General features: G+C 74.7%; 20 protein-coding genes and 1 pseudogene. 10 read left to right on the forward strand and 11 right to left on the reverse strand.

The features are described from left to right. Window positions 1-18: 18 nt before the first annotated feature. The 4 genes from ACH4PU_RS27560 to ACH4PU_RS27575 form a co-directional block, all read right to left on the reverse strand. Window positions 19-636: a phosphatase PAP2 family protein gene (locus tag ACH4PU_RS27560; RefSeq protein ID WP_398277488.1), complete on the reverse strand. Its 618-nt coding sequence runs from the start codon at window positions 634-636 to the stop codon at window positions 19-21. Between the two features lie 41 nt (window positions 637-677). Next, window positions 678-1,358: a DedA family protein gene (locus ACH4PU_RS27565; RefSeq protein WP_398277491.1), complete on the reverse strand. Its 681-nt coding sequence runs from the start codon at window positions 1,356-1,358 to the stop codon at window positions 678-680. 278 nt (window positions 1,359-1,636) lie between these two features. Continuing rightward, window positions 1,637-3,397 (reverse strand): carbohydrate binding domain-containing protein, encoded by a 1,761-nt coding sequence (locus ACH4PU_RS27570; protein WP_398277494.1) that lies wholly within the window; start codon window positions 3,395-3,397, stop codon window positions 1,637-1,639. A gap of 271 nt (window positions 3,398-3,668) precedes the next feature. After that, window positions 3,669-4,064, reverse strand: coding sequence for a rodlin (locus ACH4PU_RS27575; protein WP_398277497.1), 396 nt, complete (start codon window positions 4,062-4,064; stop codon window positions 3,669-3,671). A gap of 756 nt (window positions 4,065-4,820) precedes the next feature. Here ACH4PU_RS27575 and ACH4PU_RS27580 point away from each other — a divergent pair. The 3 genes and pseudogenes from ACH4PU_RS27580 (at window position 4,821) to ACH4PU_RS27590 (ending at window position 8,223) form a co-directional block, all read left to right on the forward strand. Continuing rightward, window positions 4,821-5,831, forward strand: coding sequence for an isopenicillin N synthase family dioxygenase (locus ACH4PU_RS27580; protein ID WP_398277500.1), 1,011 nt, complete (start codon window positions 4,821-4,823; stop codon window positions 5,829-5,831). Between the two features lie 106 nt (window positions 5,832-5,937). Next, window positions 5,938-7,207, forward strand: a pseudogene (locus ACH4PU_RS27585) (DUF692 domain-containing protein). Next, window positions 7,204-8,223, forward strand: a complete 1,020-nt coding sequence (locus ACH4PU_RS27590) for a TIGR04222 domain-containing membrane protein (protein WP_398277503.1) — start codon at window positions 7,204-7,206, stop codon at window positions 8,221-8,223. Before ACH4PU_RS27585 ends, ACH4PU_RS27590 begins: the two are co-directional and overlap by 4 nt. Window positions 8,224-8,376: 153 nt before the next feature. On the opposite strand, the gene ACH4PU_RS27595 is transcribed toward ACH4PU_RS27590, so the two are convergent. Both ACH4PU_RS27595 and ACH4PU_RS27600 read right to left on the reverse strand, forming a co-directional pair. After that, the gene (locus ACH4PU_RS27595) at window positions 8,377-9,165 is read right to left on the reverse strand and encodes a putative hydro-lyase (protein WP_398277506.1); all 789 of its coding nucleotides are present in this window, start codon (window positions 9,163-9,165) and stop codon (window positions 8,377-8,379) included. A 96-nt stretch (window positions 9,166-9,261) separates the two neighbouring features. After that, on the reverse strand, window positions 9,262-10,599 hold the full coding sequence (locus tag ACH4PU_RS27600) for an FtsW/RodA/SpoVE family cell cycle protein (RefSeq protein WP_398277722.1): 1,338 nt from the start codon (window positions 10,597-10,599) through the stop codon (window positions 9,262-9,264). Between the two features lie 579 nt (window positions 10,600-11,178). Here ACH4PU_RS27600 and ACH4PU_RS27605 point away from each other — a divergent pair. Further along, on the forward strand, window positions 11,179-12,252 hold the full coding sequence (locus ACH4PU_RS27605; RefSeq protein ID WP_398277509.1) for a S1 family peptidase: 1,074 nt from the start codon (window positions 11,179-11,181) through the stop codon (window positions 12,250-12,252). Window positions 12,253-12,317: 65 nt separating this feature from the next. On the opposite strand, the gene ACH4PU_RS27610 is transcribed toward ACH4PU_RS27605, so the two are convergent. Together ACH4PU_RS27610 and ACH4PU_RS27615 are read right to left on the reverse strand one after the other, a co-directional pair. Then, window positions 12,318-13,370 (reverse strand): NAD(P)-dependent alcohol dehydrogenase, encoded by a 1,053-nt coding sequence (locus tag ACH4PU_RS27610; RefSeq protein ID WP_398277512.1) that lies wholly within the window; start codon window positions 13,368-13,370, stop codon window positions 12,318-12,320. A 96-nt stretch (window positions 13,371-13,466) separates the two neighbouring features. Beyond that, entirely contained in the window at window positions 13,467-14,069 is a 603-nt protein-coding gene (locus tag ACH4PU_RS27615; protein ID WP_398277515.1) for a hypothetical protein, read from the reverse strand. A 152-nt stretch (window positions 14,070-14,221) separates the two neighbouring features. Here ACH4PU_RS27615 and ACH4PU_RS27620 point away from each other — a divergent pair, with 152 nt between their 5' ends. Continuing rightward, entirely contained in the window at window positions 14,222-15,118 is an 897-nt protein-coding gene (locus ACH4PU_RS27620; RefSeq protein ID WP_398277518.1) for a helix-turn-helix domain-containing protein, read from the forward strand. Window positions 15,119-15,122: 4 nt separating this feature from the next. Here the strand turns inward: ACH4PU_RS27620 and ACH4PU_RS27625 are convergent, their stop codons facing one another. Together ACH4PU_RS27625 and ACH4PU_RS27630 are read right to left on the reverse strand one after the other, a co-directional pair. Continuing rightward, a complete protein-coding gene (locus tag ACH4PU_RS27625; protein ID WP_398277521.1) occupies window positions 15,123-16,415 on the reverse strand; it encodes a mannosyltransferase family protein in 1,293 nt (430 codons plus the stop codon). Between the two features lie 92 nt (window positions 16,416-16,507). Next, window positions 16,508-17,203: a TetR/AcrR family transcriptional regulator C-terminal domain-containing protein gene (locus ACH4PU_RS27630; RefSeq protein ID WP_398277524.1), complete on the reverse strand. Its 696-nt coding sequence runs from the start codon at window positions 17,201-17,203 to the stop codon at window positions 16,508-16,510. Between the two features lie 110 nt (window positions 17,204-17,313). Here ACH4PU_RS27630 and ACH4PU_RS27635 point away from each other — a divergent pair, with 110 nt between their 5' ends. The 4 genes from ACH4PU_RS27635 to ACH4PU_RS27650 all read left to right on the forward strand — a co-directional run bounded on the left by ACH4PU_RS27635 (window position 17,314) and on the right by ACH4PU_RS27650 (window position 23,161). Next, window positions 17,314-18,837: an MFS transporter gene (locus tag ACH4PU_RS27635; RefSeq protein WP_398277527.1), complete on the forward strand. Its 1,524-nt coding sequence runs from the start codon at window positions 17,314-17,316 to the stop codon at window positions 18,835-18,837. Window positions 18,838-19,014: 177 nt separating this feature from the next. Next, on the forward strand, window positions 19,015-20,094 hold the full coding sequence (locus tag ACH4PU_RS27640; protein ID WP_398277530.1) for a hypothetical protein: 1,080 nt from the start codon (window positions 19,015-19,017) through the stop codon (window positions 20,092-20,094). A 135-nt stretch (window positions 20,095-20,229) separates the two neighbouring features. After that, window positions 20,230-20,673 (forward strand): MscL family protein, encoded by a 444-nt coding sequence (locus ACH4PU_RS27645; protein ID WP_398277533.1) that lies wholly within the window; start codon window positions 20,230-20,232, stop codon window positions 20,671-20,673. A gap of 352 nt (window positions 20,674-21,025) precedes the next feature. Further along, on the forward strand, window positions 21,026-23,161 hold the full coding sequence (locus ACH4PU_RS27650; protein WP_398277536.1) for a SpoIIE family protein phosphatase: 2,136 nt from the start codon (window positions 21,026-21,028) through the stop codon (window positions 23,159-23,161). A 64-nt stretch (window positions 23,162-23,225) separates the two neighbouring features. Here ACH4PU_RS27650 and ACH4PU_RS27655 read toward each other — a convergent pair whose 3' ends face one another. Continuing rightward, the gene (locus ACH4PU_RS27655; protein ID WP_398277539.1) at window positions 23,226-23,603 is read right to left on the reverse strand and encodes a hypothetical protein; all 378 of its coding nucleotides are present in this window, start codon (window positions 23,601-23,603) and stop codon (window positions 23,226-23,228) included. Between the two features lie 233 nt (window positions 23,604-23,836). Between ACH4PU_RS27655 and ACH4PU_RS27660 the strand changes: the two genes are divergently transcribed. Further along, window positions 23,837-25,147 carry an esterase gene (locus ACH4PU_RS27660; protein WP_398277542.1) on the forward strand — a complete coding sequence of 437 codons (1,311 nt, stop codon included), beginning with the start codon at window positions 23,837-23,839 and terminating at the stop codon, window positions 25,145-25,147. Window positions 25,148-25,187: the final 40 nt, after the last annotated feature.

Below are 25,187 nucleotides of genomic sequence, written 5' to 3' on the forward strand. Positions count from 1 at the left end.
GACCGCGGAACCCGGCCGTCACACCGACGACAGCAGCAGAGCGCGCAACGGACCCTTGCGCGCCCGCGCCACCCAGGGCGCGCCCCGCGCGGCCGACACCGTCAGCGGTGCGGCCAGGGCGACGCCGAGCAGCGCGCCCGCCGCCACGTCGTGCGGGTAGTGGGCGCCCACCCAGACCCGGGAGGCGGCCATCATCAGCGCGGCCGGGACGGCGCCCGCCGCCAGCACCCGGTCCACCACCCAGAGCGCCGCCGCCGCGGCGAAGGCGACGGCCGCGTGGTTGCTGGGGAACGACCAGTCGCCCGGCGCCGGACACGCCTCCAGCGTGAACCGGCCGGGCAGCGACCGGCACGGCCGGTCCTCCCGCACCAGCTCCTTGAGCGCCACGTTCACGCCGTACGCCAGGGCCACGATCAGCGGTACGGCCAGCGCCCGCGCCATCACCGGGGCGTCCGCCCGGCGCGCGCGCCACCAGGCCGCCAGCATCAGCGCGGCGAACGCCGTCAGCCCGAGCGCCGACCAGGCGGACGCGGTGTCGTTGAGCAGCCAGGGGGCGTCCCGGGCCGCCCGGGTGACGGCCGTGTAGAGGCCACCGTCCAGGCCCGATCCGTCGAAGGCCAGCGGAGTGACCGTCATGTCCCCTCCCTCATGGCTGCCGCCGTGCCCGTCCGCCGTTCCTACCCGCGCCCGTCGCCGCCGCGCGTACCGGCTCCCGCCCGGTGGCGGGCGCGCAGCAGCTCCACGGCGAACGGCAGCAGCGAGAGCACCACCACCGCCGCGACCAGCGGCAGCAGATACCGGTCGACGTCCGGGACGACGGACCCCAGGGCGTACCCCGCCAGCACCAGCCCGGCGGTCCACATCAGCCCGCCGGCCACCTGCCAGACGAGGAAGACGCGCCCCGGCACGGCCAGCGCCCCGGCCAGCGGGTTGAGCACCGTGCGCACCACGGGCACGAACCGGGCCAGGACGACGGCGCGGGCGTGCCCGTACCGGCCGAGCAGCTCCTCGGCCCGCGCGGCGCCGTCGAGCAGCCGCCGGCTGCCCGAGCGGGCCAGCAGCGTCCGGCCGCCGCGCCGCCCGATCAGATAGCCGCACTGGGCCCCGGCCAGCGCTCCGGCCGCCGCGCACACCAGCACCGCGGCGAGGTCCAGGCGCGGCCCGGAGTGCGCCCCGGGCCGGCACAGCAGGCCGGCGGTGAACAGCAGGGAGTCGCCGGGCAGGAAGAAGCCGATGAGCAGACCGGTCTCGGCGAACAGGACGACGGCCACTCCCACCGCCCCGAAGGACGACAGCAGGGAGGAGGCGTCGAGGAGGTCGACGGCGAGGGCGGCGGGCGGAGCGGGCGCGAACGACACGGCTGAGCGGCCTCCGGCGGTCGAGGGCGGTGGCCCGCCCGTCGCGACGGTACGGGCCGGACGGTTGCGCGGCGGTGGACGGTCTACGCGACTGTAGACGATCCCGGGCGGCCGACGGGCGCCTTGACCGACTCCATACGGGGCCCGGCCGCGTCCGCGCGCGGGGGCGCGCACCACCCGGCCGGGAGCCCGCGGACCCGTCCGGGTGACGCGCGCCCGCCGGGGAACGGCGCGGGGCCCGCCGGCCGTCCGGCGGGCCCCGCGTACCGGACGGCGTGTCAGCCGAGCGCGATGTCGTCCGCGAGGACGGCCCCCTGCCCGAACCAGCCGTGCACATAGACCGTCACCCGGCCGGTGGAGTCGGTCGTGAAGGGCACGGACAGCCGGGTCCAGTCGCCGGCGGACGCCCAGCGGCTCGCGTTCGCCCCGCCCGAGACGCCGAGGAACGCGTAGTCCCCCCGTACCCAGCCGGTGAGCGTGTACGAGGTGGCGGGGGAGAGGGTGAGGGTCTGCCGGCACTCGCCGGTCCCGCCGCTCGTCGGCACGGTCCGCAGCGCGTAAGTGCCGCCGTGCACCGGGCTCTTGACCACCGAGGCCCCGTCGTCGCACGTCCACGGACCGGTGGAGCCCGACTCGAAGTCGCCGTTGACCACCCGGCCCGGCGTGCCGGAGCCGGTGACGGTCAGCGTGAACGACGCCGAGTGGCTCCCCGACGGCGCGGTGCCGGTCACGGTCACCGGGGAGGCGCCCGGCGCCGCGTCCTTGGCGACGGTGAACGTCAGCCGCGCCGACTCGCCGGCGGTCACCGACGACGGGCTGAACTCCGCCGTCACCCCCTTCGGCAGACCGCTCGCCGAGAGCCGCACGGTCTGCGCCGGGCCGGACACCGCGCGCGTGGCGACGGTCGCCGTGGCGGTGCCGCCCGGCGGGACGGAGGCCGCGCCCGGGGAGACGGCGAGGGAGAAGTCCTGCTCCGTGGACCCGCCGCCGGTGAAGGGCGCGAAGGCGTGGGTGAAGTACCAGGTGTCCTGGACGATCCCCGAGCAGGTGTCGGAGCCCTTGGTGCCGGGGCAGCCGCCGTTGTCGCGCTGGAGGGCCCAGAAGGAGAGGGTGTTGATGCCCTTGCCGACGGCCCAGTCGTAGACCTTGGCCGCGTCCTGGGTGGTGAAGGTCTCGGCGGGCCCGTAGTCGTCGATGCCCGGCATCTCGGTGACGCCGACCATCGCCCACCGCTGGGCGTCGCTCTTGTCCGGGTACAGCCCGGCGAGTTGGGTGTGCAGGCCCTCGGCGGCGGTGACGGTGTCGGCGGCCATGTCGTGCTGCGCGCCGTCGTAGTAGTCGAACGTCATGATGTTGACGACGTCCACCCGGGCGCCGTTGTCGACGGCGTTGCGCAGGACGGCGAGTCCGCTGTCCGCGAGGCCCCGGGTGGTGGTCGGCAGGGTGTACGCGATCCGCACGGTGCGGCCGGTGGCGGCGGCCCAGTCCTGGACCTTCTTGATCGCCTTGTTGCGGCGGTCGATCCCGGCGGTGTTGGTCAGCGAGTTGTCCTCGATGTCCAGGTCGAGCCGGGTGACGTCGTAGGTGGTGATCACCTTCTCGAACGCCTCGGCTATCCGGTTCACGTCGGTGCAGCTGTCGGCGAGTTCGGTGCCGCCGTTGTCGGCCGCGTACCCGCCGAAGGACGGGATGACGTCCCCGCCCCGGGCGCGGATCGCCGTGATGTCGGAGCCGAGGACGGAGGTGTCCACCGGCTTGCCGGTGTCGCCGTTCCAGTAGGGGGTGCAGGAGCCCTTGGCCTCGGTCTGGAGGAAGGCCAGGGTGAGGTGCTTGGCGCCCGACTTCTCGGCGAGCGCGGCCGGGCTGTCGGAGCCGTAGGTCTCGAAGTAGGGCGCGAAGACCCGTGGGGGCAAGGGGGTGGCGGCGGTGGAGGGGGTGGCGGCGGTCGCCGTGCCGGCGCCGCCGAGGGAGAGTCCCGCGCCGGCCCATGCGGTGGCCAGTAAGGCCACCACGGCGCGGACGGACAAGCGTCGTCTCAACGGATGCTCCCGGTGACTGAGGTGTGCACGAGGTGGGGGCGGTTGCGCGCTGAACATCGTTGGACTGGACCAGAGTTGCGTCAAGGGGCCAGGAACCGGCAATTCCCGCCGGCCCGGAGAGGGGAATCCCCGTCCGGGCCGGAAATGCGTCGGCCTCGCCCGGCGGGCGCGGAAAGCCGTTCCCGCCGGGCGGACGCGGAAAAAAGAATCCCCCCGGTTCCGGCACGGGTGCCGGAACCGGGGGGATTCCCCTGGAACCGCGGGGCCTACGTCAGCCGTTGGCGGAGCCGTTGCCCGACAGGATCGGCAGATCGTCGAGGATGTGCGACAGCGGGTCGTCGCCGTCGTTGATCGTCGAGTTGTCGGTGCACTGCTGCTCCTGCTCCGACGAGAGGATCGGGATGTCCTGGAGGCCGATGTTGACCAGGGCCACGATGTTCTGGATGTTGGCCCGGCCGAGACCGATGCAGAGCTTGTTGAGCGAGCCCTGGATCAGGCTCATCTGCGGGCTTTCCTTGCCCCCGGTCTTGGTGTTGCCGTAACCGGTCTTCGCGCCGTTCCCGTTGACGGCGTCCTGCTCGTCGCCGGCCCATGCCATCGCGGGAGTGGCCATGGCGCCGATTGCGGAAGCCGTCACCGCGGCCGTGGCGATTGCCTTCTTGAGCACGTCTATGCCTTTCGATCGAAGAGGTTTTTTCCCGCTGGGAAGCGAACTGAGTAACTGTGACCGTTTTGGGAAGTTCCGGGATTTCACTCATTCGCCCCATCGCCGCTCTTCGGGGCCGGTGCGCGGGGCCGCCGCGGCCTTGCGGCCACCCCCGCGGGGGCGGTCGCCGGTGGGGGACGGTCACCGGGGGACGCCTGTGAGTGACGCTGTCCGGACGCTGTGCGTCCGGCTGGTAGCGTGCGGTGCGCGGCGGGGTCTCCCGGCCGTCGGCCCGCCCGGACGGCGCCCCCACGCGACGCGCCGGGCGGGCCTGCAGCACCTCGTCCCGGCCCGCGGAGGCTCCGCGGCGGCTCCCGCCCGGCACCGCCTTCGCGCAGGTCAAACGGGTGTGACGAGGGGGACACCGCCAACCGCCCGGCGGTCGTATACGCTCTTTCGTGTGAATCTGCTTGTAAAGCGACGCCACGTGGACTTCCTGCGCGTCACGAGCATGTCCTGTCGCCTCTCCGGCTGACCCGCGCCTCCTGCCGCCCGTCTTCTCCGACCGGGCCGGGGCGCTCTCCGCGCTGATCCCGCGCGTTCTCCGCGCTGCTTCTCAGCGTTCTTTCGCATCGTTTTCGCACCGCTCGCACTTCGCACCGGGCATCCGCCCGTTCCGGCTCCGCGCGCCCCGCTCCGCCCTGCCCGTATCCGGGCGGCGGTGCGGGACGCGTGGGGACCACGGGCGTACCCGGGCCCTCACGCTGTGGACATCTCATGAACGACAAGCTCCCCGTCATCGACCTCTCCGCCGCCTCCGGCACCCCCGAGGACCGCGCCCGCCTCCACGAGGCGCTGCACGCCGCCGCCCGGGACGTCGGCTTCTTCCATCTGACGGGCCACGGCATCACCGACGACGAGACCGCCGCCCTGATGCGCACCATGCGCGCCTTCTTCGCCCTGCCGGAAGCCGACCGGCTCGCCATCAGCAACCTCAACTCCCCCCACTTCCGCGGCTACACGCGCATCGGCGACGAGCGCACCGGCGGCAGCCGCGACTGGCGGGACCAGCTCGACATCGGGGCCGAGCGCGCGCCGCACGCGCCCGCCGCCGACGAGCCGGGCTACTGGTGGCTGGACGGCCCCAACCAGTGGCCCGCCGCCCTCCCCGAGCTGCGCACCGCCGCCCTGCACTGGATCGACCGCCTCAGCGCCGTGGCCGAGCGGCTGCTGCACGAACTCCTCGCCTCCATCGGCGCCCCGGCCGACTTCTACGACGACGCCTTCGCAGACCGCCCCCACCTGCACCTCAAGCTCGTCCGCTACCCCGGCAGCGCCCCCGACGGCTCCGGGCAGGGCGTCGGCGCGCACAAGGACTACGGCTTCCTCACCCTGCTCCTCCAGGACGAGGTCGGCGGGCTCCAAGTGGAGGGCCCCGACGGGGAGTTCCTCGACGTCCCCCCGCTGCCCGGCGCCTTCGTCGTCAACCTCGGCGAGCTCCTCGAAGTGGCCACCGACGGCTACCTCAAGGCCACCAACCACCGCGTCGTCAGCCCGCCCGGCGCCCGCGAGCGCTACTCCGTGCCCTTCTTCTACAACCCGCGGCTGGACGCCCGCATCGAGCCCGTCCCCTTCCCGCACGCGCACCACGCCCCCGGCGTCACCCAGGACGCGGCGAACCCGCTGTTCGCCGAGTACGGCCGCAACGAGATCAAGGGCTGGCTGCGGGCCCACCCGGGCGTGGCCCGGCGCCACCACCCCGACCTGCTGGCCGCCCCGGTGGGGTGATCTGGATCACTCCATGGCTTCCTCCCGTTTTCCCCGGCGATTTATAAGGTGAGCGGGCGGAATCACCCGGGGTCCCTGAGGCCCCGGGGCCATGGGGGTGGGGATCATGAACGTTTCGGGGACGCTGGGGACGGGGATCGGCTGGCGGCCGGAGATCGCGGACGACATCGCGGCGCTGCCCGGCGTCGACTGGGTCGAGGCGGTGGCCGAGAACCTGTGCCCCGGCCACCTGCCCGAGCCGCTGCGCCGGCTGCGCGCCCGCGGCCTGCTGGTCGTGCCGCACGGCGTCTCGCTCGGACTGGGCGGCGCCGAGCGGCCCGACCTCGCCCGGCTCGCCGCCCTCGCCGACCTCGCGGAGGCCCTCGGCTCCCCGCTGGTGAGCGAGCACATCGCCTTCGTGCGGTCCGGCGGCGGGCTCCTGCCGTCCCACCGGCTGGAGGCCGGGCACCTGCTGCCCGTCCCGCGCACCCGCGACGCCCTCGACGTCCTCTGCGCCAACGTCCGGCTGGCCCAGGAGGCCCTGCCGGTACCGCTCGCCCTGGAGAACATCGCCGGCTACCTGGCCTGGCCCGACGAGGACTTCGCCGAAGGCGAGTTCCTCGCCGAACTCGTCGCACGGACCGGCGTACGGCTCCTCGTCGACGTCGCCAACCTGCACACCAACCACGTCAACCGCGGCGAGGACCCGTCCCGCGCGCTCGACGAGCTGCCGGTGGAGGCCATCGCCTACGTCCACGTGGCCGGCGGTCACGAACGCGACGGCGTGTGGCACGACACCCACGCCCACCCCGTCGGCCCGCCCGTCCTCGACGTCCTCGCCGACCTGTGCTCGCGCGTCACCCCGCCCGGCGTCCTGCTGGAGCGGGACGACGACTTCCCCTCGGCGGACGGCCTGGCGGCCGAACTCGACGCCGTCCGCGCCGTGACCGCCCGGACGGGCAGCCGTGTCCGATGACCTCGACGCCGCCCGCCGGCGGCTCGCCCGCGCCCAGCACGACCTGCTCTCCGCCCTCATCGAGGGCACCCCGCCGCCACCGGGCTTCGACCCGGCCCGGCTGGCACTCCAGCGCGACGTGCTGCTGACCAAGCGGCTGCGCGTCGTCGCCAAGGTGGCCCCCGAAATCGCCGGCATCCTCGGCGACCGGTACCGGCCGCTGTTCCTCGCCTACGCCGCCGGCCGGCCCATGGCGCACGGCTACCGGCGCGACGCCCGGGACTTCGCCCGCCACCTGCTGCGCACCGCGGCGGTCGCCGGCGAGCCGGCCCGGCGGCTGGCGGAGTGGTCGGCCGCGGCGGAGGAGACCACCCGGCCGGGGCCACTGCGCCGCTTCGCCGCGGCCCTGTCCACCTGGCGTACGAAAGGCGGCGACCGATGATCTTCCTGCTACTGGTGGCGGTGCTGACCGTCGTCGCCCCCTCCGTCTGGATACTGCGGCTGTGGTACCTCGGTTACGGTGATCTGGCGCCCGGGATCGAGCTCGACCGGCTCGACCTCGCCTACCTGACCGGGGGAGCGGGCCGCGTCGCGGACACCGTGATCACCGCGATGCAGCAGGACGGGCGCGTCACCGTGAACGGCGGCCGGGTCACGGTCGTCAGCCCCGCCTCGCGCGACGCCCTGGAACGCGCGCTGCTGCGGCACTGCGGCAACGACTGGGCCCGCTCGCTGCGGAAGCTCCGCCGCGCCCTGCGCGAGGACCCGGCCGTGGCGGACCTGCACCGGTCGCTGGTCGAACGGGGCGTGCTGCTGCGGCCGGACGTCCGGCGCTGGTGGCGCCGGGTGATGTGGATCCAGTTGCCCGGGCTGCCGGTCACGGGCGTCCTCGCCCTGGTGCTGTTCCAGCCCGCCTCGATGGCGGCCCTCATCCTGGTGATGCTGGGCGTCGTCGCGCGGGTCGCGTGCCGGCCGGAGAAGACGCTGATGCCCTTCACCCGGGAGGGACGCCGACTGGCGCGGGAGCGGATCCGAACGGCCCCCAGGAACGAACCCGACCCGGCCCGCCACCCGGAGGGCGCCGCGGGCGTGGTCGCCGTCGGCGGGACGGGCGCGCTGCCCGACGGCCGGCTGCGCCGGGAGTTCGAACGGGCCGCCGAGCAGGAGCCGGTGCCTTCCCGGCGGTCGCGGAAGGGCCGGGGCCGCGGGGGCTCCTCGGACTCGGGAACGGCTGCCACCTCGTCGTCCTCCTCGTCCTGGTCCTGCGGCGCGGTGCTCGTCGTCGGCGCCTCCTGCGACAGCGGCACCTCGCGCGACTCCGGCGGCTCGGCCGGGCACACCGGCGGTCTGCTCTGCTCGTCCGGTTCCGGCTGTTCGTCCTCCGACTCCTCGTCCGGGTCGAGCTGTTCGTCGAGCAGCTGCTCGTCGTCGAGTTGCAGCAGCAGTAGTTGCTCTTGACGCGCCGGGTCAGGGCCGCCGGCGCCGAGCCGCTCGGCCTGGCCGGGGGCCGCTCACGTGCCGGTGCCTGGCGCGCCGGGCGGGAGCGGCCGCCGGGCGGCCCCGGCCCCGAGGCCGCGGTCTTCCGAGCGTCGGCCCGGGCCGGGGACGGGATCACAGCACCCGGTACACCTCGTCGCGGACATCCGTGACCAGCATGTGCCCGGGCGCGTGGGTGATCGCGAACGGCGGCGCGGAGGCCGCCAGGGCGGCCTGCGGGGTGACGCCGCAGGCCCAGAAGACGGGCACGTCCCCCTCGTGGGCGGTGCACGGGTCGCCGAAGTCCGGCCGCGCCAGGTCCGCGATGCCCAGCTCCGCCGGGTCGCCCGCGTGCACGGGCGCGCCGTGCACGGCGGGCATCAGCGCGGTCAGCCGGTGCGCGGTCGCGACCAGGCCGGCGGGGACCGGGCGCATGGACACCACGAGCGGCCCGCGGAGCCGGCCGGCCGGGCGGCACTGACGGTTCGTCACGTACATGGACACGTTGCGGCCCTGCTCGACGTGGCGCAGCGGCACGCCCGCCGCGCGCAGGGCGCCCTCGAAGGTGAAGCTGCAGCCGATGAGGAACGCGACGAGGTCGTCCCGCCAGACGTCGGTGACGTCGGTGGGCTCGGCCACCGGCCGGCCGTCGCGCCAGACGCGGTACCTGGGCAGGTCGGTCCGCAGATCGGCGCCCGGGGCGAGCGGCGTGGTGACGCCGCCCGGCTCGGTGACGTCGAGGACAGGGCAGGGCCGCGGGTTGCGCTGGGCGAAGAGGAGGACGTCGTACGCCCAGTCGGTCGGGACGGCGATCAGGTTGGCCTGGGTGTGGCCGTCCGCCCAGCCCGCGGTGGGCTCGGCGCGGCCGGCGCGGACCGCGGCCCGGGCCGCGGCGGGGGTGGTGGCGTGCGGGAATGTGCGCATGGACACCTCGCCGGTGTGGGAGGGGCGGTGGTGTCAGACGACGATAGGGATTGTTGAACAACGAGGCAAGGGGGCGTACCGGCACGGGAGTTGGAGCTATCGGGGGATCATCTGCGTCGCCTGTTCGTCGACTCCGGCCGCCTCCGGGTCCGGGTCCGGCCGGCGGGCCGCGTCGCTGATCTTGAGCAGAAGGCCGACGAGCACCCAGGTGGCGACCTGGGAGGAGCCGCCCGAGGCGAGGAACGGCAGCGCCTTGCCGGTGAGCGGGATCAGTCCGGTGACCCCGCCGGCGACCACGAACACCTGGAGCGCGAGGGCCCCCGACAGCCCGGTGGCGAGCAGGGTGCCGAACGCGTCGCGGGCGCCGAGGGCCGTACGGAAACCGCGCTCGACGAGGAGGGCGTAGAGCAGCAGGACGGCCATCAGCCCGGCGAGACCCAGCTCCTCGCCGACGGTGGTAAGGATGAAGTCGCTGCGGCCGGCGAAGCCGATGAGGTCGGAGTGGCCGCTGCCGAGTCCGGTGCCCAGGACACCGCCGCTGCCGAAGCTGAAGAGGGCCTGGGCGGACTGGTCGGAGATGATGCCCGGCGGCCGGGGCGTGTCCCAGTAGGACATCGGGTGCAGCCAGGCGGAGACGCGGCCCTTCACGTGCGGTTCGAGGCTGCCGACCACCGCGGCGCCCACGGCGAACATCAGCAGGCCGGACACCACCCAGCCGCCGCGCTCGGTGGCCGCGTACAGCATGATCACGAACAGGCCGAAGAAGATGAGCGACGTGCCCAGGTCCCGTTCGAAGATGAGGACCAGCAGGCTCAGCAGCCACACGGCGGCGATCGGCCCGAACTGGCGTCCCCGCGGCAGCGGGAAGCCCAGGACGCGGCGGCCGGTCAGGGCCAGGGCGTCCTTGTACTGGGTCAGGTAGCCGGCGAAGAAGACGGCGATGCCGATCTTGACGAACTCGCCCGGCTGGAAGGAGAGGGCGCCCAGCCGGATCCAGCGTTTGGCGCCGTAGGCGTCCGCCCCGAAGAACGCCGGGGCCATCAGCAGCACCAGCGCGCCGAACACCATCACGTACGTGTACCGCCGCAGATGGCGGTGGTCCTTGAGCAGCGCGGGCACGGCCAGGCAGACGGCAAGTCCGATCACGCTCCACAGCCGCTGATTCCCCTCGGTCGGGGTGGCGTGGAACCGGATGGCGTACGAGAGGTCGAGTCGGTGCAGCAGGACCAGTCCCAGCCCGCTCAGGGCCACGGCCAGCGGCAGGATCAACGGGTCGGCGTACGGCGCGAACCGGCGGACCATCAGGTGCCCGGCGCCCGCGGCGGCCGACAGCCCGGCCGCGTACCCGAACAGGTCGTCCGGCAGCCGGTCCGCGGTGGCGACCCCCACGCAGGCATGGCCGAACAGGGTGAGCAGCACCGCGAAGCCCAGCATCAGCAACTCCGCCCGGCGTGCGGGTGGTGCCTCCGGCCTCGCCCGTCCCCTGGTCCTGCCTACCGCGCCCATGCGTCCCTCGGCTTCCGTGTGACCGTCGTCGTGGGGCGTGGCGGCGCCGCGCCCTCCGGAGAAGAGGCCGTCGGCGGCCGAAGGGTTGCCGGACCGGTGGCGGGAGATCCCGGCGTCTGTCATGTCAGAGGTGGTTGAAAGGGGGCCGTTTACGGCCGTTGTGCGCGGGGGCCGGGGGCATGCCGGTGGCCTGTGCCGGGGGCCGTTGCCCGGCCGGGCAACGGCCGTGACCTCCGCGAAGGGCGGGCGGCGGCTCGGTGCGGAGGGTGTCGCCCGGGGTGGGGAAAGGCCGGGGGAGGCGCCTCGGAGTGACCGGTTTCCCGTGCGTCCCAGGGGTGTCGGCGGGCGCCGTCCCTTGTAGACGGATGAGAGCGGTCCGATACTCGCCTCACGTTTGGCATGGACGCGACGACCACCCCTCTTTCGGGTGCGATATCGCCGCGACCGGTCCTCACTGCCTCCGGGCCCGCCGCCACAGCGGGCACACCCCCCTCACAGGAGGTCGAGTTGACAACACGACGCACACGCGCGCGCCACGCCGCCCTGGCCGCGACCGCCGCGGCGGTCATGACGGCGACCGCCCTCGGCGCCCAGGGCGCGGGCGCGGCACCCGCTGCGGACCCCACCCCGCTGACGGACACCCAGGCCGGCGCGCTCGCCCACCGGATCACCCACGACCTCGGCGACCGGACCGCCGGCGCCTACTACGACGCCGCGACCGGGAAACTGGTCGTCAACGTCGTCGACGCCAAGACCGCCGCCGCGGTACGGGCGGCAGGCGCCGAACCGCGCACGGTCACCCGCTCGGCCGCGCGGCTCGCCGCGGCCACGAAGACCCTGGACGCCCAGGCCCGGATCCCCGGCACCGCCTGGGCGGTCGACCCGCGCACCAACAAGGTCGTCGTCAAGGCCGACAGCACCGTGCGCGGCGAGCGGCTCGCGCGGCTCGACAAGGCCGTCGCCTCCCTCGGCGACGCCGCGACCCTCCGCCGGGTGCCCGGCGCCTTCCGGCCGACCCTCGCCGGCGGCGACGCCATCTGGGCCCCGCGGGCCCGCTGCTCCCTCGGCTTCAACGTCACCAAGAACGGGCAGGCGCACTTCCTGACCGCCGGACACTGCGGCAACATCTCGTCCACCTGGTCCGACCGGCAGAGCGGCGCCGCCATCGGCAGGACGGTGACGTCCGTCTTCCCCGGCCACGACTACGCCCTCGTCAGATACACGGCGAACATCGACCACCCCAGCGCCGTCGACCTCTACGACGGCGGACAGCAGCCCATCACCGGCGCCGCCGAGGCCGCCGTGGGCCAGTCGGTGCAGCGCAGCGGCAGTACCACAGGGGTGTACGGCGGCCAGGTCACCGGGCTCGACGCCACCGTCAACTACCAGGAGGGCTCGGTCACCGGGATGATCGACACCACCGTCTGCGCCGAGCCGGGCGACAGCGGCGGCGCCCTGTTCGCCGACTCGTCCGCCGTCGGCCTCACCTCCGGGGGCAGCGGCGACTGCTCGTCCGGCGGCGAGACGTTCTTCCAGCCCGTCACCGACGCGCTGAGCGCCCTCGGGGCCCAGCTGCCCTGACGGCGCGGGACGGCCCCGGGCGCGCCCTTCCGGCGCCCGGGGCCGTCCTCGCGGTGCGCCGGCCGTCAGATGGTGGCCGTGTCGATGACGAACCGGAAGCGGACGTCACCGGCGAGCACCCGCTCGTACGCCTCGTTGACCCGCGCGGCGTCGATCACCTCGACCTCGGCGGCGATGCCGTGCTCGGCGCAGAAGTCCAGCGTCTCCTGCGTCTCGGGGATGCCGCCGATCATCGAGCCGGCGAGCGACTTGCGGTGGGTGATCAGGGCGAACGGCGAGACGGCCAGCGGCTTCTCCGGACCGCCGAGCTGGACCATGGTGCCGCCCGGCCGCAGCAGGCCCAGGTAGGCGTCCAGGTCCAGGTCGGCCGAGACGGTGTTGACGATCAGGTCGAAGGTGCCGGCCAGCTCCTCGAAGGTGGCCGGGTCGGAGGTGGCCCGGTAGTGGTCCGCGCCCAGCCGCAGGCCGTCCTCCTTCTTGCGCAGCGACTGGCTGAGGACGGTGACCTCGGCGCCCATCGCGTCCGCGATCCGCACCCCGAGGTGGCCGAGGCCGCCCAGGCCGACGATCGCGACCTTCTTGCCGGGACCGGCCTGCCAGTGGGCGAGCGGGGAGTAGAGCGTCACGCCCGCGCAGAGCAGCGGGGCGGCGGTGTCCAGGGGGATGGCGTCGGGGATCCGGAGGACGTACTCCTCGTCCACGACGACGTGGGTCGAGTAGCCGCCCTGCGTCTGCTCGCCGTCCCGGCCGGTGGCGGCGTAGGTGCCGACCATGCCCGACTCGCCCGTGCAGTACTGCTGGAGCCCGGCCCGGCAGTTGTCGCAGGTGCGGCAGGAGTCCACGAAGCAGCCCACGCCGACCCGGTCGCCGACGGCGTACCGGGTGACCTCGGCGCCGACCGCGGCGACGACGCCGGCGATCTCGTGGCCGGGGACGATCGGGTAGACGCGGTCTCCCCAGTCGCCCTGGACGGTGTGGATGTCGGAGTGGCAGATGCCCGCGTACTTGATGTCGATGAGGATGTCGTGCGCCCCCAGGGCGCGGCGGGTGACGGTGGTCTTGACGAGGGGGGCCTTCGGGGCCGGTGCGGCGTACGCGGCGACGGTCATGCTGTTCATGCCCTCGATCATGCGGGGGCGCGCGGCGGGCAGCCAGAACCCCGTTCAACGTAGGCTCGCGGTGCCTACCACTGGCAGGACCACCTTGGGCGGTGGCTACCGGAAGGTGGCCGTGGCCCGTACGCCCCCGGCCGCCGGTCCCTCGTCCACGAGGGAGGGCGGGGACGCGGGTGTGGCGGAGCAGGCCTTCTCGCGATCGCACCCGTTGTCGAACACGGCCGCCCGCCAGGTGACCTTCAGGGGGAGCCGCTCGACGCGCCAGCGGACCTCCCACCGTCCCGCCTTGTCCACGGTGGCCGACGGGGAGACGAGCCAGCGCCCCCCGGAGGAGTGGACCGTCGGGCCGGGGGCGGGGCCGGAGCCGACCGGCCGGGGAAGCTCGGGTGCGGGGTTCTCGACTATCACGTAGACGCTCCAGTGCTCCGGCAGACCGGCCACGCGCCCGACGAACTCGTACTCGCGGGCGCCGGGACCGACCGCCCGCTCGGTGACCGAGGTGATGCCCAGCGAGAGGGGCGGAGTGCTCTCGCGGCCCATGGGCGGCGTGCCGGCCCGCGGCCCGGCGGAGTCGTCGTCATGAGAGGAGGAGGTGATGACGGCGCCGACGACGGTTCCCACCAGGGCCAGGAGCGCGGTGACGACCGCGGCGGCGAGCGTCTGCCACCGGCGCAGCCGCCGTAGGTACGACCTGACCTCCACCCCGCCGCCCCCTCGGGTTCGCGGACCGTCGGCATCAGGGTGCTGCCTGGCCGAAACGCGCCGCTGTGTCTCCCTGGTATCCGCACAAGGTGAATCCGGTCGCCCGGTTGACTACGCTCCGTAAAACCACTGGCTCTGGCTAGGGTGGGGGAGTGGCAACCAAAGTGACAGAGCTCAGCGAATTCCTCCGCTCCCGCCGTGCCCGGCTGCGGCCGGAGGACGTGGGGCTGACGCCCTTCGGCGGGCGGCGGCGGGTGCCGGGGCTGCGGCGCGAGGAGCTGGCCCAGGTCGCGGGGGTCAGCGTCGCCTACTACACCCGGCTCGAACAGGGGCGGGGCCAGAACGTGTCCACGTCGGTGCTGGACGCCATCGCCGACGCCCTCCGGCTGGACACGGCCGAACGGCACCACCTGCACAAACTCGCCCGCCCCGAGAACCGGCCGCGGCGCCCCGCCGACCGGCCGCAGCGCGTCCGGCCCGCCGTGCGGCACCTGCTGGACTCCATGGAGAACGTGCCCGCGCACGTGCTCGGCCGGAGGCTGGACGTCCTCGCCTGGAACCGGATGAACACCGCGCTGCTGGGCGACTTCGGCGCGCTGCCGCCGCAGCGGCGCAACATGGCCTGGATGGTCTTCCTCGACCCGGCGACCAGGGAGCTCTACGCGGACTGGGAGGGCAAGGCGTCCGACATCGTCGCACTGCTCCGCTCGCACGCCGGCTGCTACCCCGACGACCCCGCCCTCGCCTCGCTGATCGGCGAACTGTCCATGAAGAGCCCCGAGTTCCGGAAGCTGTGGGCCGCGCACGACGTCCGCGACAAGTGCTTCGGGATCAAGGAGATGCGCCACCCCGTCGTCGGCCCGCTGACCCTCGCCTGCGAGACGCTGGTGCTGCCCGTCGACCAGGACCAGCGGGTGGTGACGTACCACGCGGAGCCGGGGTCGGCGTCCGCCGAGTCGCTGCGGCTGCTGGCCAGCTGGACCCTGGAGGCGGCCGGCGGCACGGCGGCGCCCGCCGAGGGGCGCGACGCCGTGGCCGGCGAACGCTGACCGGTCAGCCGGCCCACTTGCCCGACGTGAAGACCAGGGTGAGCACGGTCGCCAGAGGGGCCGCCACCGTCAGGTAGGCGGCGCGGATCCACGGCCGGCGCACGCTCGCCACGGCCAGCGCGACCCAGAGCGGCCACCACAGCAGGGTGGCCCGGGGGACCGACATGTACCAGTACGAGGTGCCCAGCGCCCACAGGCTCAGCCCGATGTACACCGCCTCCGGCCACTGCCGCCGCCGCACCAGCAGGGCCAGCAGCAGCACCCCGACCGCCATGGCGAGCAGCTCCGCCTGGAACATCGCGGCGTAGGCGGTGGGGTTGGTGTGCGAGAAGGCGCCGTCCCAGGTGTGCCACCACGCCTCCCACGGCGTGTGGAACTGCCGGTACCAGCCGCGCTCCTGCGCGTGCTTCCAGGCCATCCAGTCGCCGGTGTGCGCCTGGAGGTACCAGCTGTAGGCCAGGGCCGGCAGGGCGGGGAGCGCGAGCCAGCCGGCCGAGCGCCACCGCCGGTTCTCACGTCCGGACTCCCGCGCGGCGGCCAGGAACCGGACGACGAGGGCCGCCGCCAGGAAGAGACCGCTGATGCGGACGGTCGTGGCCAGGGCGCCCAGGACGGCGGCGAGCGCCCAGCGGTTCCGCTCGGCGGCCAGCCAGGCCGGCAGCGCGAAGGCCAGGAACAGGGCCTCCGTGTAGCCGACGGCCAGGAACACCGCGCACGGCGACACCAGCAGGAACAGCGCGGCGCGCGGCCCCGCCCGTTCCCCGGCCTCCGCCGGGAGGCGCAGCCGTGCGATCCGGGAGAGCGCCACGGCGGCCACCGCGCCGGCCGCGAAGGAGACCAGCAGGCCGGCCAGCGGCCAGCTCGGCACCACCGTGTGCACGGCCCGCAGGACCATCGGCAGGCCGGGGAAGAACGCCTCCCGGTTGTCCGGATGGGCCGAGCCGGGGGCGCCTGGCTCGGCGAAGTAGCCGTCCTCGGCGATCCGCCGGAAGAAGTCCCAGTCCCAGCGCGCCCACAGCGACAGGAACGAGGGCGCCCGCCGGGCCTCGGGGTCCGAGGAGAACAGCCAGGCGCCGCAGTAGCCGGTGATCAGGACGGCGATCCTGGTGAGCGCGTAGAACCCGAGCACGGCCCGGTCCGCGGCGTCCAGCCGGTCGAGCCGCAGGAACCGGACCGCGGCGGCCGGCGGGCCGGGGCGGCGGCCCGGACCGCGCTCCCCGGGAGGCCGCGCCGCCGCCGCCTCCTCCACTGGGCACCGCCTCCCGGGCGGTGCCTTGGGTATCGGTATCCGGGCCATGCTGGGGCGCCTCCTGGCGAGCGGTATCGAGCGAAGGGAACGCCACAGCACATCACAGACGCCACACCCCTCCCAAGCCGCGCCCCGGCCGGCTACCCCGCCCCGGCCTCCCGCAGCATCCCCAGCCCGTCCAGCAGCAGGGCCAGCCCGAACTCGAAACGGCTGTCCATGTCGGGGCCGGTGAGCTCCCCGGCCAGCGCGACCAAGTGCGGATACCGCTCCGCGGGCAGCGCGGCCAGCCGCTCCCGCGCCTCCTCGACGGCCTCGGCGGGCGTCGCCCCGCGCTCCTCGGCGGCCGACATGGGCACGGCCTCGTGCAGCACGAACCCCTGCACCCAGATCACGACGGTGTACGCGCCGAGCGCCGTCTCCGCCGGCCCGAAACCGAGCCGGCGGAGCATCCCGAACGTCTCCTCCAGCGGCCCGAGGGACCGGGCCCCGGGCGCGAAGCGCCCGGCGAGCACCCGCACGGCACCCGCGTGTGCCAGCAGATGCGCCCGCAGCCGCCGCGCGGCGGTGGCAAGACAGCGACGCCAGTCGTCGGGGGAGGCGACGAGGCCGGGCGGGAGCGGGACGTAGCCCTCCCAGAGGGCGTCGGCGGCGAGGTCGAGGAGTTCTTCCTTGTTCTGGACGTGCCAGTAGAGGGAGGCCGCCTGGACGCCCACCTCGGCGGCCACCTTCCGCATCGTCAGGCCCTTGGGGCCCTCCCGCTCCAGCAGCCGCAGTGCGGCGTCCGCCAGGTCCTCCCTGGTCAGAGAGGTGTTTCCGGCCGTCCGGCGTCCTGCCATGCTCCCCGCCTCCACTCGACGGCTTGCAATCTAACACCGTTAGGCCCAAGCTAACGACGTTAGGGAACGTCTAACGTTGTTAGGGGATGGGTGTGGGCAAGGAACCTCCGGTGCGTGCGGGACTCGTGCTGCTGACGCTCTGCTCCGGCCTCTTCATGGCCATGCTGGACAACCTCGTCGTGACCACGGCCCTGCCCGCCATCGGCGCGGAGCTGCGGAGCGGGACGGCCGGACTCCAGTGGGTGGTGGAGGGGTACGCCCTGGTCTACGCCGCCCTGCTGCTCGGCGGCGGGGCGCTGGGCGACCGGTGGGGGAGGCGGCCGGTCTACCTCGCGGGGCTCGCCCTGTTCACCGCGGGCTCCGCGCTCTGCGCGCTCGCCGGAAGCCTCGGCGTCCTGGTCGCGGGGCGGGCGGTGCAGGGGTGCGGGGCGGCCCTGCTGACCCCGGGATCACTCGCCATCGTGCGGCACGTCTTCACCGGGGACACCGAACGCGCCCGCGCGATCGGCGTCTGGAGCGGGGTCTCCGGCTCGGGGCTGGCCCTCGGGCCCGTCGTCGGAGGGCCGCTGGTCGACCACTTCGGCTGGGCGAGCGTCTTCTGGGTCAACGTGCCGGTCGGCGTCGTCGGTCTGGTGCTCGCCGCCCGGGTGCTGCCGGACGTCCCGCGGACCGCGCGCCGGGCCGACCCGGCCGGCCAGGCGACCGTAGCGCTGGGGCTCGGCGCCCTGGTGTACGCGCTGGTGGAAGGGCCCGTCCGGGGCTGGGGCGACGGACGGGTGGCCGGGGCCGGTGCCGTGGCGCTGCTCGGACTGGCCGCGTTCGTGGCCGTCGAACGGCGAGTCGCGGCGCCGATGGCGGACCTGCGCCTGCTGGCCGACCGGACCGCCGGCACGGCCGCCTGGGCCGGATTCGCCGTCAGCTTCGGGTTCTTCGGCCTCGGGACCTTCCTCAGCCTCCACCTCCAGTACGTCCTGGGCCTGTCGCCCACCGAGGCCGGCTGGGCCATGGCGCCCTGCACCCTGTCCACCGCCGTCGCCTCGGTCGCGGCCGGGCGGCTCTGCGCCCGGTACGGGCCGCGCCCGCCGCTCGCCGCCGGCCTGTCCCTCGTCGCGGCGGCTCTCGCCGTCTTCGCCTGCTACGGACCCGACGCCCGCTTCGCGGACTTCGGGTGGCTCCTGGGCATTCTCGGCGTCGGCCTCGGCCTCGTCTTCACCCCCGTCTCCGTCGCCGTGCTGGGCGCGGTCCCGCCCGAGCGGGCCGGCATGGCCTCGGCCACGGCGAGCATGGCCCGCGAGGTGGGCGGGGTGGCCGGAGTGGCCGTCATGGGCGCGGTGCTGACGGCCCGTTTCGAGGCCGTGCTGCGCGACCGGCTGCCCCCGGGCGGCGGGACCGACGCGGCCGCGCTGGCCCACGCGGTCACGGCCGGCGGCGGGCGGGGGCTCGGGCGGGCCGGCGGCGCCGGGGGCGGGATCGGACGGGCCGTCAATCAGGCCTTCGTGGCCGGGCTGCACCTCGCCGCGCTGGTTTCCGCGGGTGTGCTGGCCGCGGTCGCGGTGGTCGTCGTGGTGGTGATGCGGGGGCCTCGGGGTGACATCGGAGGGCGAGCGGCCGGGGCGCTGGTGCGCCGGTCCTGACGGCCCGCTAGTGTTCCCCGAACGGAGGCCGGAACCACACGCGTTCACCCCTTCTCGGGGCCGCGGGAGAGAACGAGTGGGTCCGGACGCGGCGGAGGGAACCCCCGGCGGGGGTATTGCCCTCTCCCCAACCGGAATCGTGCAGAGGTGGACACAACCCGAATGCGGGGACAGTTGATGACAGAGAGAGTCGCACAGCGGCGGTCGTCGGGCGTGCGGAAGGCGGCCGGGAAGGCGGCGGTGGTGCTGGCGGCCGGGGTCGTGGCCGCGGGCGCCGCGTGGCCGGCCGAGGCAGCCCCGGCGGCGCGGACCGCGTCCGCGAAACCCGACTGCGGCGGTTTCCGCGCGTCCGCCGCGCCGGCGGCGCCCGCCGCCGACCAGGCCCAGGCGCCGGAGGTGCCGCCCACCGTGGCCGGCAGCGGCGCCCTCTCCTACTCCGTCGCCTCCGCCCAGGCCCCCATCGGCCTGTGGTCCAAGGCCGGGCTGACCCTGCGCACCCCCGTCACCAAGGGCACCGCCCGCCTCGACGTCAGCAGCCGCGGATTCAGCACCGACTCGGTGACGATCCAGCGCTACGAGCCCGCCAAGCACGCCTGGGTGGACCTCGACACCCGCTCCGGCGGCGGCAGCTGGCCGCACCGCGGCACGTTCACCTTCCCGGTCTCCGCCCCCAAGGCGAGCGCCAAGCACCCGTACGCCGTCGCGCTGCGGTTCCAGGACCTCGACAGCCCCGGCACCCTCACCGTCAAGGCGTCCGTCGCCGACGGCCGGGGCCACACCTACCGGGCGCCGGTCCGCACCGTGACCGCCACCCGGCCGCAGGTCTCCGTCGCCGGCTGGGCGAACGGCACCGCGAAGCTGACGCGAGGTGGCGCGGCGCAGCCCTTCACCATCACCGTGCGCAACACCACCAACCGCGCCTACCCGGCGCTGAACGTCAACTACTTCGCCTACGGCGCCGGCAAGCGGCACGCGCTGACCCCGAAGGACCTGGTCCTCCAGCAGTACCGGCCGGGCCACGGCTGGGAGAAGGTCGCCCTGACGGCCGGCGGCTGCGACCCGGGCATGGGTGCCGCGCTGCTGCCGAACCGGACCGCCCTCGCCCCCGGCGCCAAGGCCGTCTACCGGCTGCGGCTGGCCGTCGCCGGGTCCGCGCCCAAGGACGTGGTCACGGCGGACAGCGGGTTCTCGGTGAGCAACGGCGACCAGTCGTTCGCGAACAAGCGGCTGCCCTTCACTATTCGCGCCGGCAAGTAGCGCGCGGAGACGGCAGTCGAGGAGCCGCCCGGGGGCATCCCGGGCGGCTCCGCCGGTTTTCGGCGGGAAAAAGAGTGGGCAAAAGGTAGCGTTCGGGGCGTCACATCCGAAATGTCCGAACCTCGGGAACCGGTCATGCTCAAGGGATTCAAGAACTTCGTCATGCGCGGCGACATCGTCGTCGTCGCGGTCGGCCTGATCATCGCGCTGGCGCTGAGCACCCTCATCAAGGCGTTCACCGACTTCGTGATCAACCCGATCATCGCCAGCCTGCAGGGCGGCCGCTCGCTCGGCCTCGGCTGGCAGCTCGGCCGGGCCGGGAACAAGGCCACCTACCTCGACCTCGGCGCCTTCATCTCCGCGGCCGTTTACTTCCTCATCTTCATGGCCGTCGTCTACTTCTTCATCGTCCTCCCGTACCGGCACGTCCAGGCCCGCCGCGGCGTCGTCGTCTTCGACGAGCCGGGCCCCCTGCGGATCTGCCCGTCCTGCCTCTCCGAGGACCTGCCGGCGGCCGCCACGCGGTGCCGCCACTGCTGCGCCGACCTTCCCGCGGCGGGCGGACGGGCCCACCCCTGACACCCCGGGAAGGGGGCGGCCCACGCTGTTCGGCATTCCCCCGGCCGCCCGGAAATGGCGGACCCGCCATTTCCGGGCGACGGACGCGGGAATTCCGTACGGAAGTCCCCGCTTTCCGCCCGGGCGTGGTTTCACGTCGGAAGAGGCCGGCCCGCCGTCGCCCACCGGCCCTGTTCGGGGCCGCGGCACCGGGGGCGCGCCCCCGCCGATCGGCCGAGCGGAATTCCCGGAAACCGGCGGTCGCCGCCCGCGGACGCTTAACCGCCACGGCCCGCGGGAACAATCAGTCCGGCCTCGATTCGTGCGGATCGCGAGAACCGCCGAACCGCACCGAGCAACGGGATGAATCCGTATGGACACGAACGCCGCACCGGACGCTCCCGGCCCGCCGCCGGACGACGCGGCCGACCTGGGGCGGTGGGCGCTGGCCCAGTTCCCCATCGGGATCGCCGTCTACGACCGGGACAACCGGCTGGTGACCGCCAACGACGAGATGATCCGGCTGAGCGGCCTGGACCGCGACGGCCTCACCGGCCGCCGCCTCGACGAGCTGCTCCCCGGACCACCCTTCGCGGAGTTCGCCCGCATCGGCGACGAGGTCCTCCGCACCGGCCGGGCCGTCCGCGCCGACAACTACTTCGTGTCCCCCGGCGACGGCCGCGAACGCGCCTGGGCCAGCTTCTTCACCCCGATCAAGGACGCCGACGGCCGCACCCGAGGGCTCTCCCTCGCCGCCCTGGACGTCACCGCCGAGTACCGCGCCCGGCAGCGGCTCGCCCTCGTCAACGACGCCGGCGCCCGGATCGGCACCACTTTGGACATGGACCGCACCGCCGCGGAGCTCGCCGAGTCCACCGTCGGCCGGTTCGCCGACTTCGTCGCGGTCGACCTGCTCCCGGACGGAACCGGCGCCGGCGGGGAGGCCGGGCGGCCCGGCGCCGGCGAGGCCGTCGAACTGCGCCGCACCGCCCGGCGCTGGAGCGTCCCCGAGGATCCGGCCGGTCCCGCCGGCCCCTCCTCACCGGACGGCTCCTACCGCTGCCCGCCGCACTCGCCGCCCGCCCTCGCCCTCGCCGCCGGCAAGCCCGCCCGCCACCGCGGCGACGAACCGGCCGTCCGCTCCTGGGCCGAGGACACGCCCGCACTGCCGCCCGCCGTGCGCGCCCGCGGCGTCGGCTCCCTCCTCGCCGTACCGCTCGCCGCGCACGACACCGTCTCCGGGCTGGCCCTGTTCGTCCGGCACCCGGACACCGAGCCGTTCGACGACCACGACCTGCTGCTCGCCGAGGAGATCACCGCCCGCGCCGCCGTCTGCGTCGAGAACGCCCGGCGGTACGCGCGCGAACGCGCCGTCGCCCTGACCCTCCAGCGCAGCCTGCTGCCCGCGCGGCTGCCCGGGCACGCGGCCGTGGAGGCCACCTCCCGCTATCTGCCCGCCACCGCGCAGGCCGGCCTCGGCGGCGACTGGTACGACGTGATCCCGCTCTCCGGGGCCCGGGTCGCGCTCGTCGTCGGCGACGTCGTCGGGCACGGGCTCCAGGCGTCCGCCACCATGGGCCGGCTGCGCGCGGCCGTCCGCACCCTGGCCGACATCGACCTGCCCCCCGACGAGCTCCTCACCCACCTCGACGACCTCGTCGTCCAGCTGGCCCAGGACCGGGCGGCCCAGGCGCGGGACGGCGACGCCGGTGACGAGGCGGGGGAGACGGACGCGTCCTGCCTCTACGCGGTGTACGACCCGGTCTCCCGCCGGCTCGTCGCCGCGAGCGCCGACCACCCGCCGCCCGTCCTGGTGACCCCCGACGGCACCGCCCGCTTCCTGGAGCTGCCTCCCGGACCGGCGCTGGGCGTCGGCGGGCTGCCGTTCGAGTCGCTGGAGGTGGAGGTACCGGAGGGCAGCCTGCTCGCGCTCTACACCGACGGGCTGGTGGAGGGACGCGGTTCCGGTTCCGGCCCCGACGGGGAGGGCGGCCGGCTGCTGCGGCGGACCCTGGCCCGGCCCGCCGCCGAGCTGGAGCGGGTCTGCGACGACGTCCTCGCCGCCCTCCTCCCGGAGCGCCCCGCCGACGACGTCGCCCTGCTGCTGGCCCGCACCAGGGCGCTGGAAGCCGACCGGGTGAGCACCTGGGAGCTGACGGACCACCCCGCGTCGGTGGCCGACGCCCGCAAGCGGGTCGCCGGCCAGCTCGCCGCGTGGGGGCTGGAGGAGCTCGCCTTCACCACGGAGCTCGTCGTCAGCGAGCTGGTCACCAACGCCATCCGGCACGCCGCGCCGCCCATCCGGCTCCGGCTGATCCGGGACGGCGCGCTGATCTGCGAAGTGTCCGACGGCAGCAGCACGTCGCCGCGGATGCGCCGGGCCCGGGCCTTCGACGAGGGCGGCCGGGGGCTGCTGCTGGTCGCCCAGCTCTGCCGGCGGTGGGGCACCCGGTTCACGGCCGGCGGCAAGACCATCTGGGCGGAGCAGCCGCTGTCGGCGGCGGCCTGACGGGCGGAGGGCGCACGGGAGGCGGTGCCGGGCGGCACCTCCCGTACGCCCTCCCGAGATCCGGTCAGTGCCGGACGACCTGGTAACTGAGGGCCGGGAACGAGAAGTTCGCCCAGCTCAGGGAGCCGAGCCCGAAGTACCAGTCGTTCGGCCGGCCGGGGAGCCCGGTGCGGCAGTCGCGGTTGTAGTAGACCTTGATGTCCGCGACGGTGAAGTTGACGGCGGACAGCGCCGGTTCCGCGAGGTTGTGGCACGTGGTGTCCGTGATGTCGACCGGGGCCTGTCTGCCGGTCAGGTCGCTCCCGGTGGCGAAGTACGCCACTTCGGCGTGCGGGAAGTCGACCGCGGCGGCCGGCCGGGCGAGGCCCGTGCCCAGCAGCAGCGCGGCACCGGAGAGTGCGGCGGCGCCACCGGTCAGCAGCTTCTTCCGTAACGTGGTCATGGGATCACTCCGTTTCGGGGTCGGGGCACGTTCACGACGCCGCCGCGGAACTTCCGGTCGCGGCTTGGCACTCGTGGTCATTGCATCTTCAAAGAGGTCGCGTCGAGGCGTCTACAGTCATGTGACTGAACTCCGTCCGACACGCGGCGTCCGGCCAGAATTGGACCCGCGCCCCCGGCACCGCCGAGGCCGCGGCGACCCGCCGGCCCGCGGCGGGCGAGGAAGGAGAGCACGTGCCGACGTACGAGACCCGGCAGCGCCCCGCGGCGGCCCCGCCCGGACGGCGGGCCGTGGTGGCCGCCGCCCTGCTGGCCGCCGTCGCCGGACCGGCGGCGCGGGCCGCGGCGGCGGCCCCCGGCCGGCCGCAGGCGGACCCGGCGCCGCTCCGGCTGCCCGCGCCCACCGGCCCGCACGCGATCGGTAAGGCCGCGCTGCACCTGACCGACACCGCCCGGCCGGACCCGTGGCGGCGCGACCGGCCGCGCGCGCTGATGGTGAGCTTCTGGTACCCGGCCGTCCCCGGCACAGGCGGCGCGGAGCCGGCGCCGCACATGGAGCCCGCGGCGGCCGTCCACTTCGGCGGGGAGGACGGCATGGCCGCCCTCAACTACCGTGTCCCGCCCGGGAGCACGGACTGGCGGGAGACGCGAAGCCACGCCCGTCCCGGCGCCCGGGTGCTGCCCGGCGGTCCCCGGCCGGTCGTGCTCTGGTCGTCCGGGGTCGGCGACCCGCGCACCTGGGGTACCGGTCTCGTCGAGGAACTGGCCTCGCGCGGCTACGTCGTCGTCACCGTCGACCACACCTACGAGGCGTCCGAGGTCCTGTTCCCCGACGGGACGCTCGCGGCGTCCGTCCTTCCCGCGCTGATGAAGGACAAACCGGATATCGCGGCCCTCACCCGGCAGACGATGAAGGCCAGGGCGGGCGACGTGACGTTCGTGCTGGACCGGCTCCACGCGCTCCGGCGCGGCGGCCGTACGGCGGCGGAACGCGCGCTCCCGCGCGGGCTGGCGGAGGCGCTGGACCTGTCGAGGACCGGCATGGCCGGACACTCCGGGGGCGGTTTCACGGCGGCCCAGGCCATGAGCGACGACACACGGCTCGTCACCGGGATCAACCTCGACGGGCAGATGCACTTCCCGACCAAGGCCGACGGGTCGGGCGTCGAGCTGGGCGCGGTGGCCGAGAAGGGGCTCGACCGCCCGTTCCTGCTGCTCGGTTCGGCCGCGGACGTGGCCGACAACCGGCCGGGGTGGGACGCGCTCGTCCGGCACAGCCGGGGACACGTCCGGCGGCTGATCGTCCACGACACCGCCCACGGCGCTTTCACCGACGCCGCCGCGCTGCTGCCGCGCCTGGCCGAACGCGGCACGGTCCCCCGGGAGACGGTGACGGACCTCCTCGGAGCGCTGCCGGCGGAGCGGTCGATCGCGATCACCCGCGCGCTCGTCACGGCCTTCCTCGACCGGCGGCTGCGCGACCGGGACACCCGGCCCGGGGACGTGCCGACGGACCCGTTCCCCGAGGTGGAGCGGGTCCGGTGAGCACGCGGGTCCCGGCCGGTCCGGCCGGGGCCCGCGGTCC

It is taken from the genome of Streptomyces sp. NPDC021100 (assembly GCF_044333095.1).
In the GTDB taxonomy this organism is placed as follows: domain Bacteria; phylum Actinomycetota; class Actinomycetes; order Streptomycetales; family Streptomycetaceae; genus Streptomyces.

Bases quoted from the DNA above. Each gene is read 5' to 3' on its own strand.
- ACH4PU_RS27560 (WP_398277488.1), bottom strand. From the start codon at position 636: ATGACGGTCACTCCGCTGGCCTTCGACGGATCGGGCCTGGACGGTGGC.
- ACH4PU_RS27580 (WP_398277500.1), top strand. From the start codon at position 4,821: ATGAACGACAAGCTCCCCGTCATCGACCTCTCCGCCGCCTCCGGCACC.
- ACH4PU_RS27590 (WP_398277503.1), top strand. From the start codon at position 7,204: ATGATCTTCCTGCTACTGGTGGCGGTGCTGACCGTCGTCGCCCCCTCC.
- ACH4PU_RS27595 (WP_398277506.1), bottom strand. From the start codon at position 9,165: ATGCGCACATTCCCGCACGCCACCACCCCCGCCGCGGCCCGGGCCGCG.
- ACH4PU_RS27600 (WP_398277722.1), bottom strand. From the start codon at position 10,599: ATGCTGGGCTTCGCGGTGCTGCTCACCCTGTTCGGCCATGCCTGCGTG.
- ACH4PU_RS27610 (WP_398277512.1), bottom strand. From the start codon at position 13,370: ATGAACAGCATGACCGTCGCCGCGTACGCCGCACCGGCCCCGAAGGCC.
- ACH4PU_RS27625 (WP_398277521.1), bottom strand. From the start codon at position 16,415: ATGGCCCGGATACCGATACCCAAGGCACCGCCCGGGAGGCGGTGCCCA.
- ACH4PU_RS27630 (WP_398277524.1), bottom strand. From the start codon at position 17,203: ATGGCAGGACGCCGGACGGCCGGAAACACCTCTCTGACCAGGGAGGAC.
- ACH4PU_RS27640 (WP_398277530.1), top strand. From the start codon at position 19,015: ATGACAGAGAGAGTCGCACAGCGGCGGTCGTCGGGCGTGCGGAAGGCG.
- ACH4PU_RS27645 (WP_398277533.1), top strand. From the start codon at position 20,230: ATGCTCAAGGGATTCAAGAACTTCGTCATGCGCGGCGACATCGTCGTC.
- ACH4PU_RS27650 (WP_398277536.1), top strand. From the start codon at position 21,026: ATGGACACGAACGCCGCACCGGACGCTCCCGGCCCGCCGCCGGACGAC.
- ACH4PU_RS27655 (WP_398277539.1), bottom strand. From the start codon at position 23,603: ATGACCACGTTACGGAAGAAGCTGCTGACCGGTGGCGCCGCCGCACTC.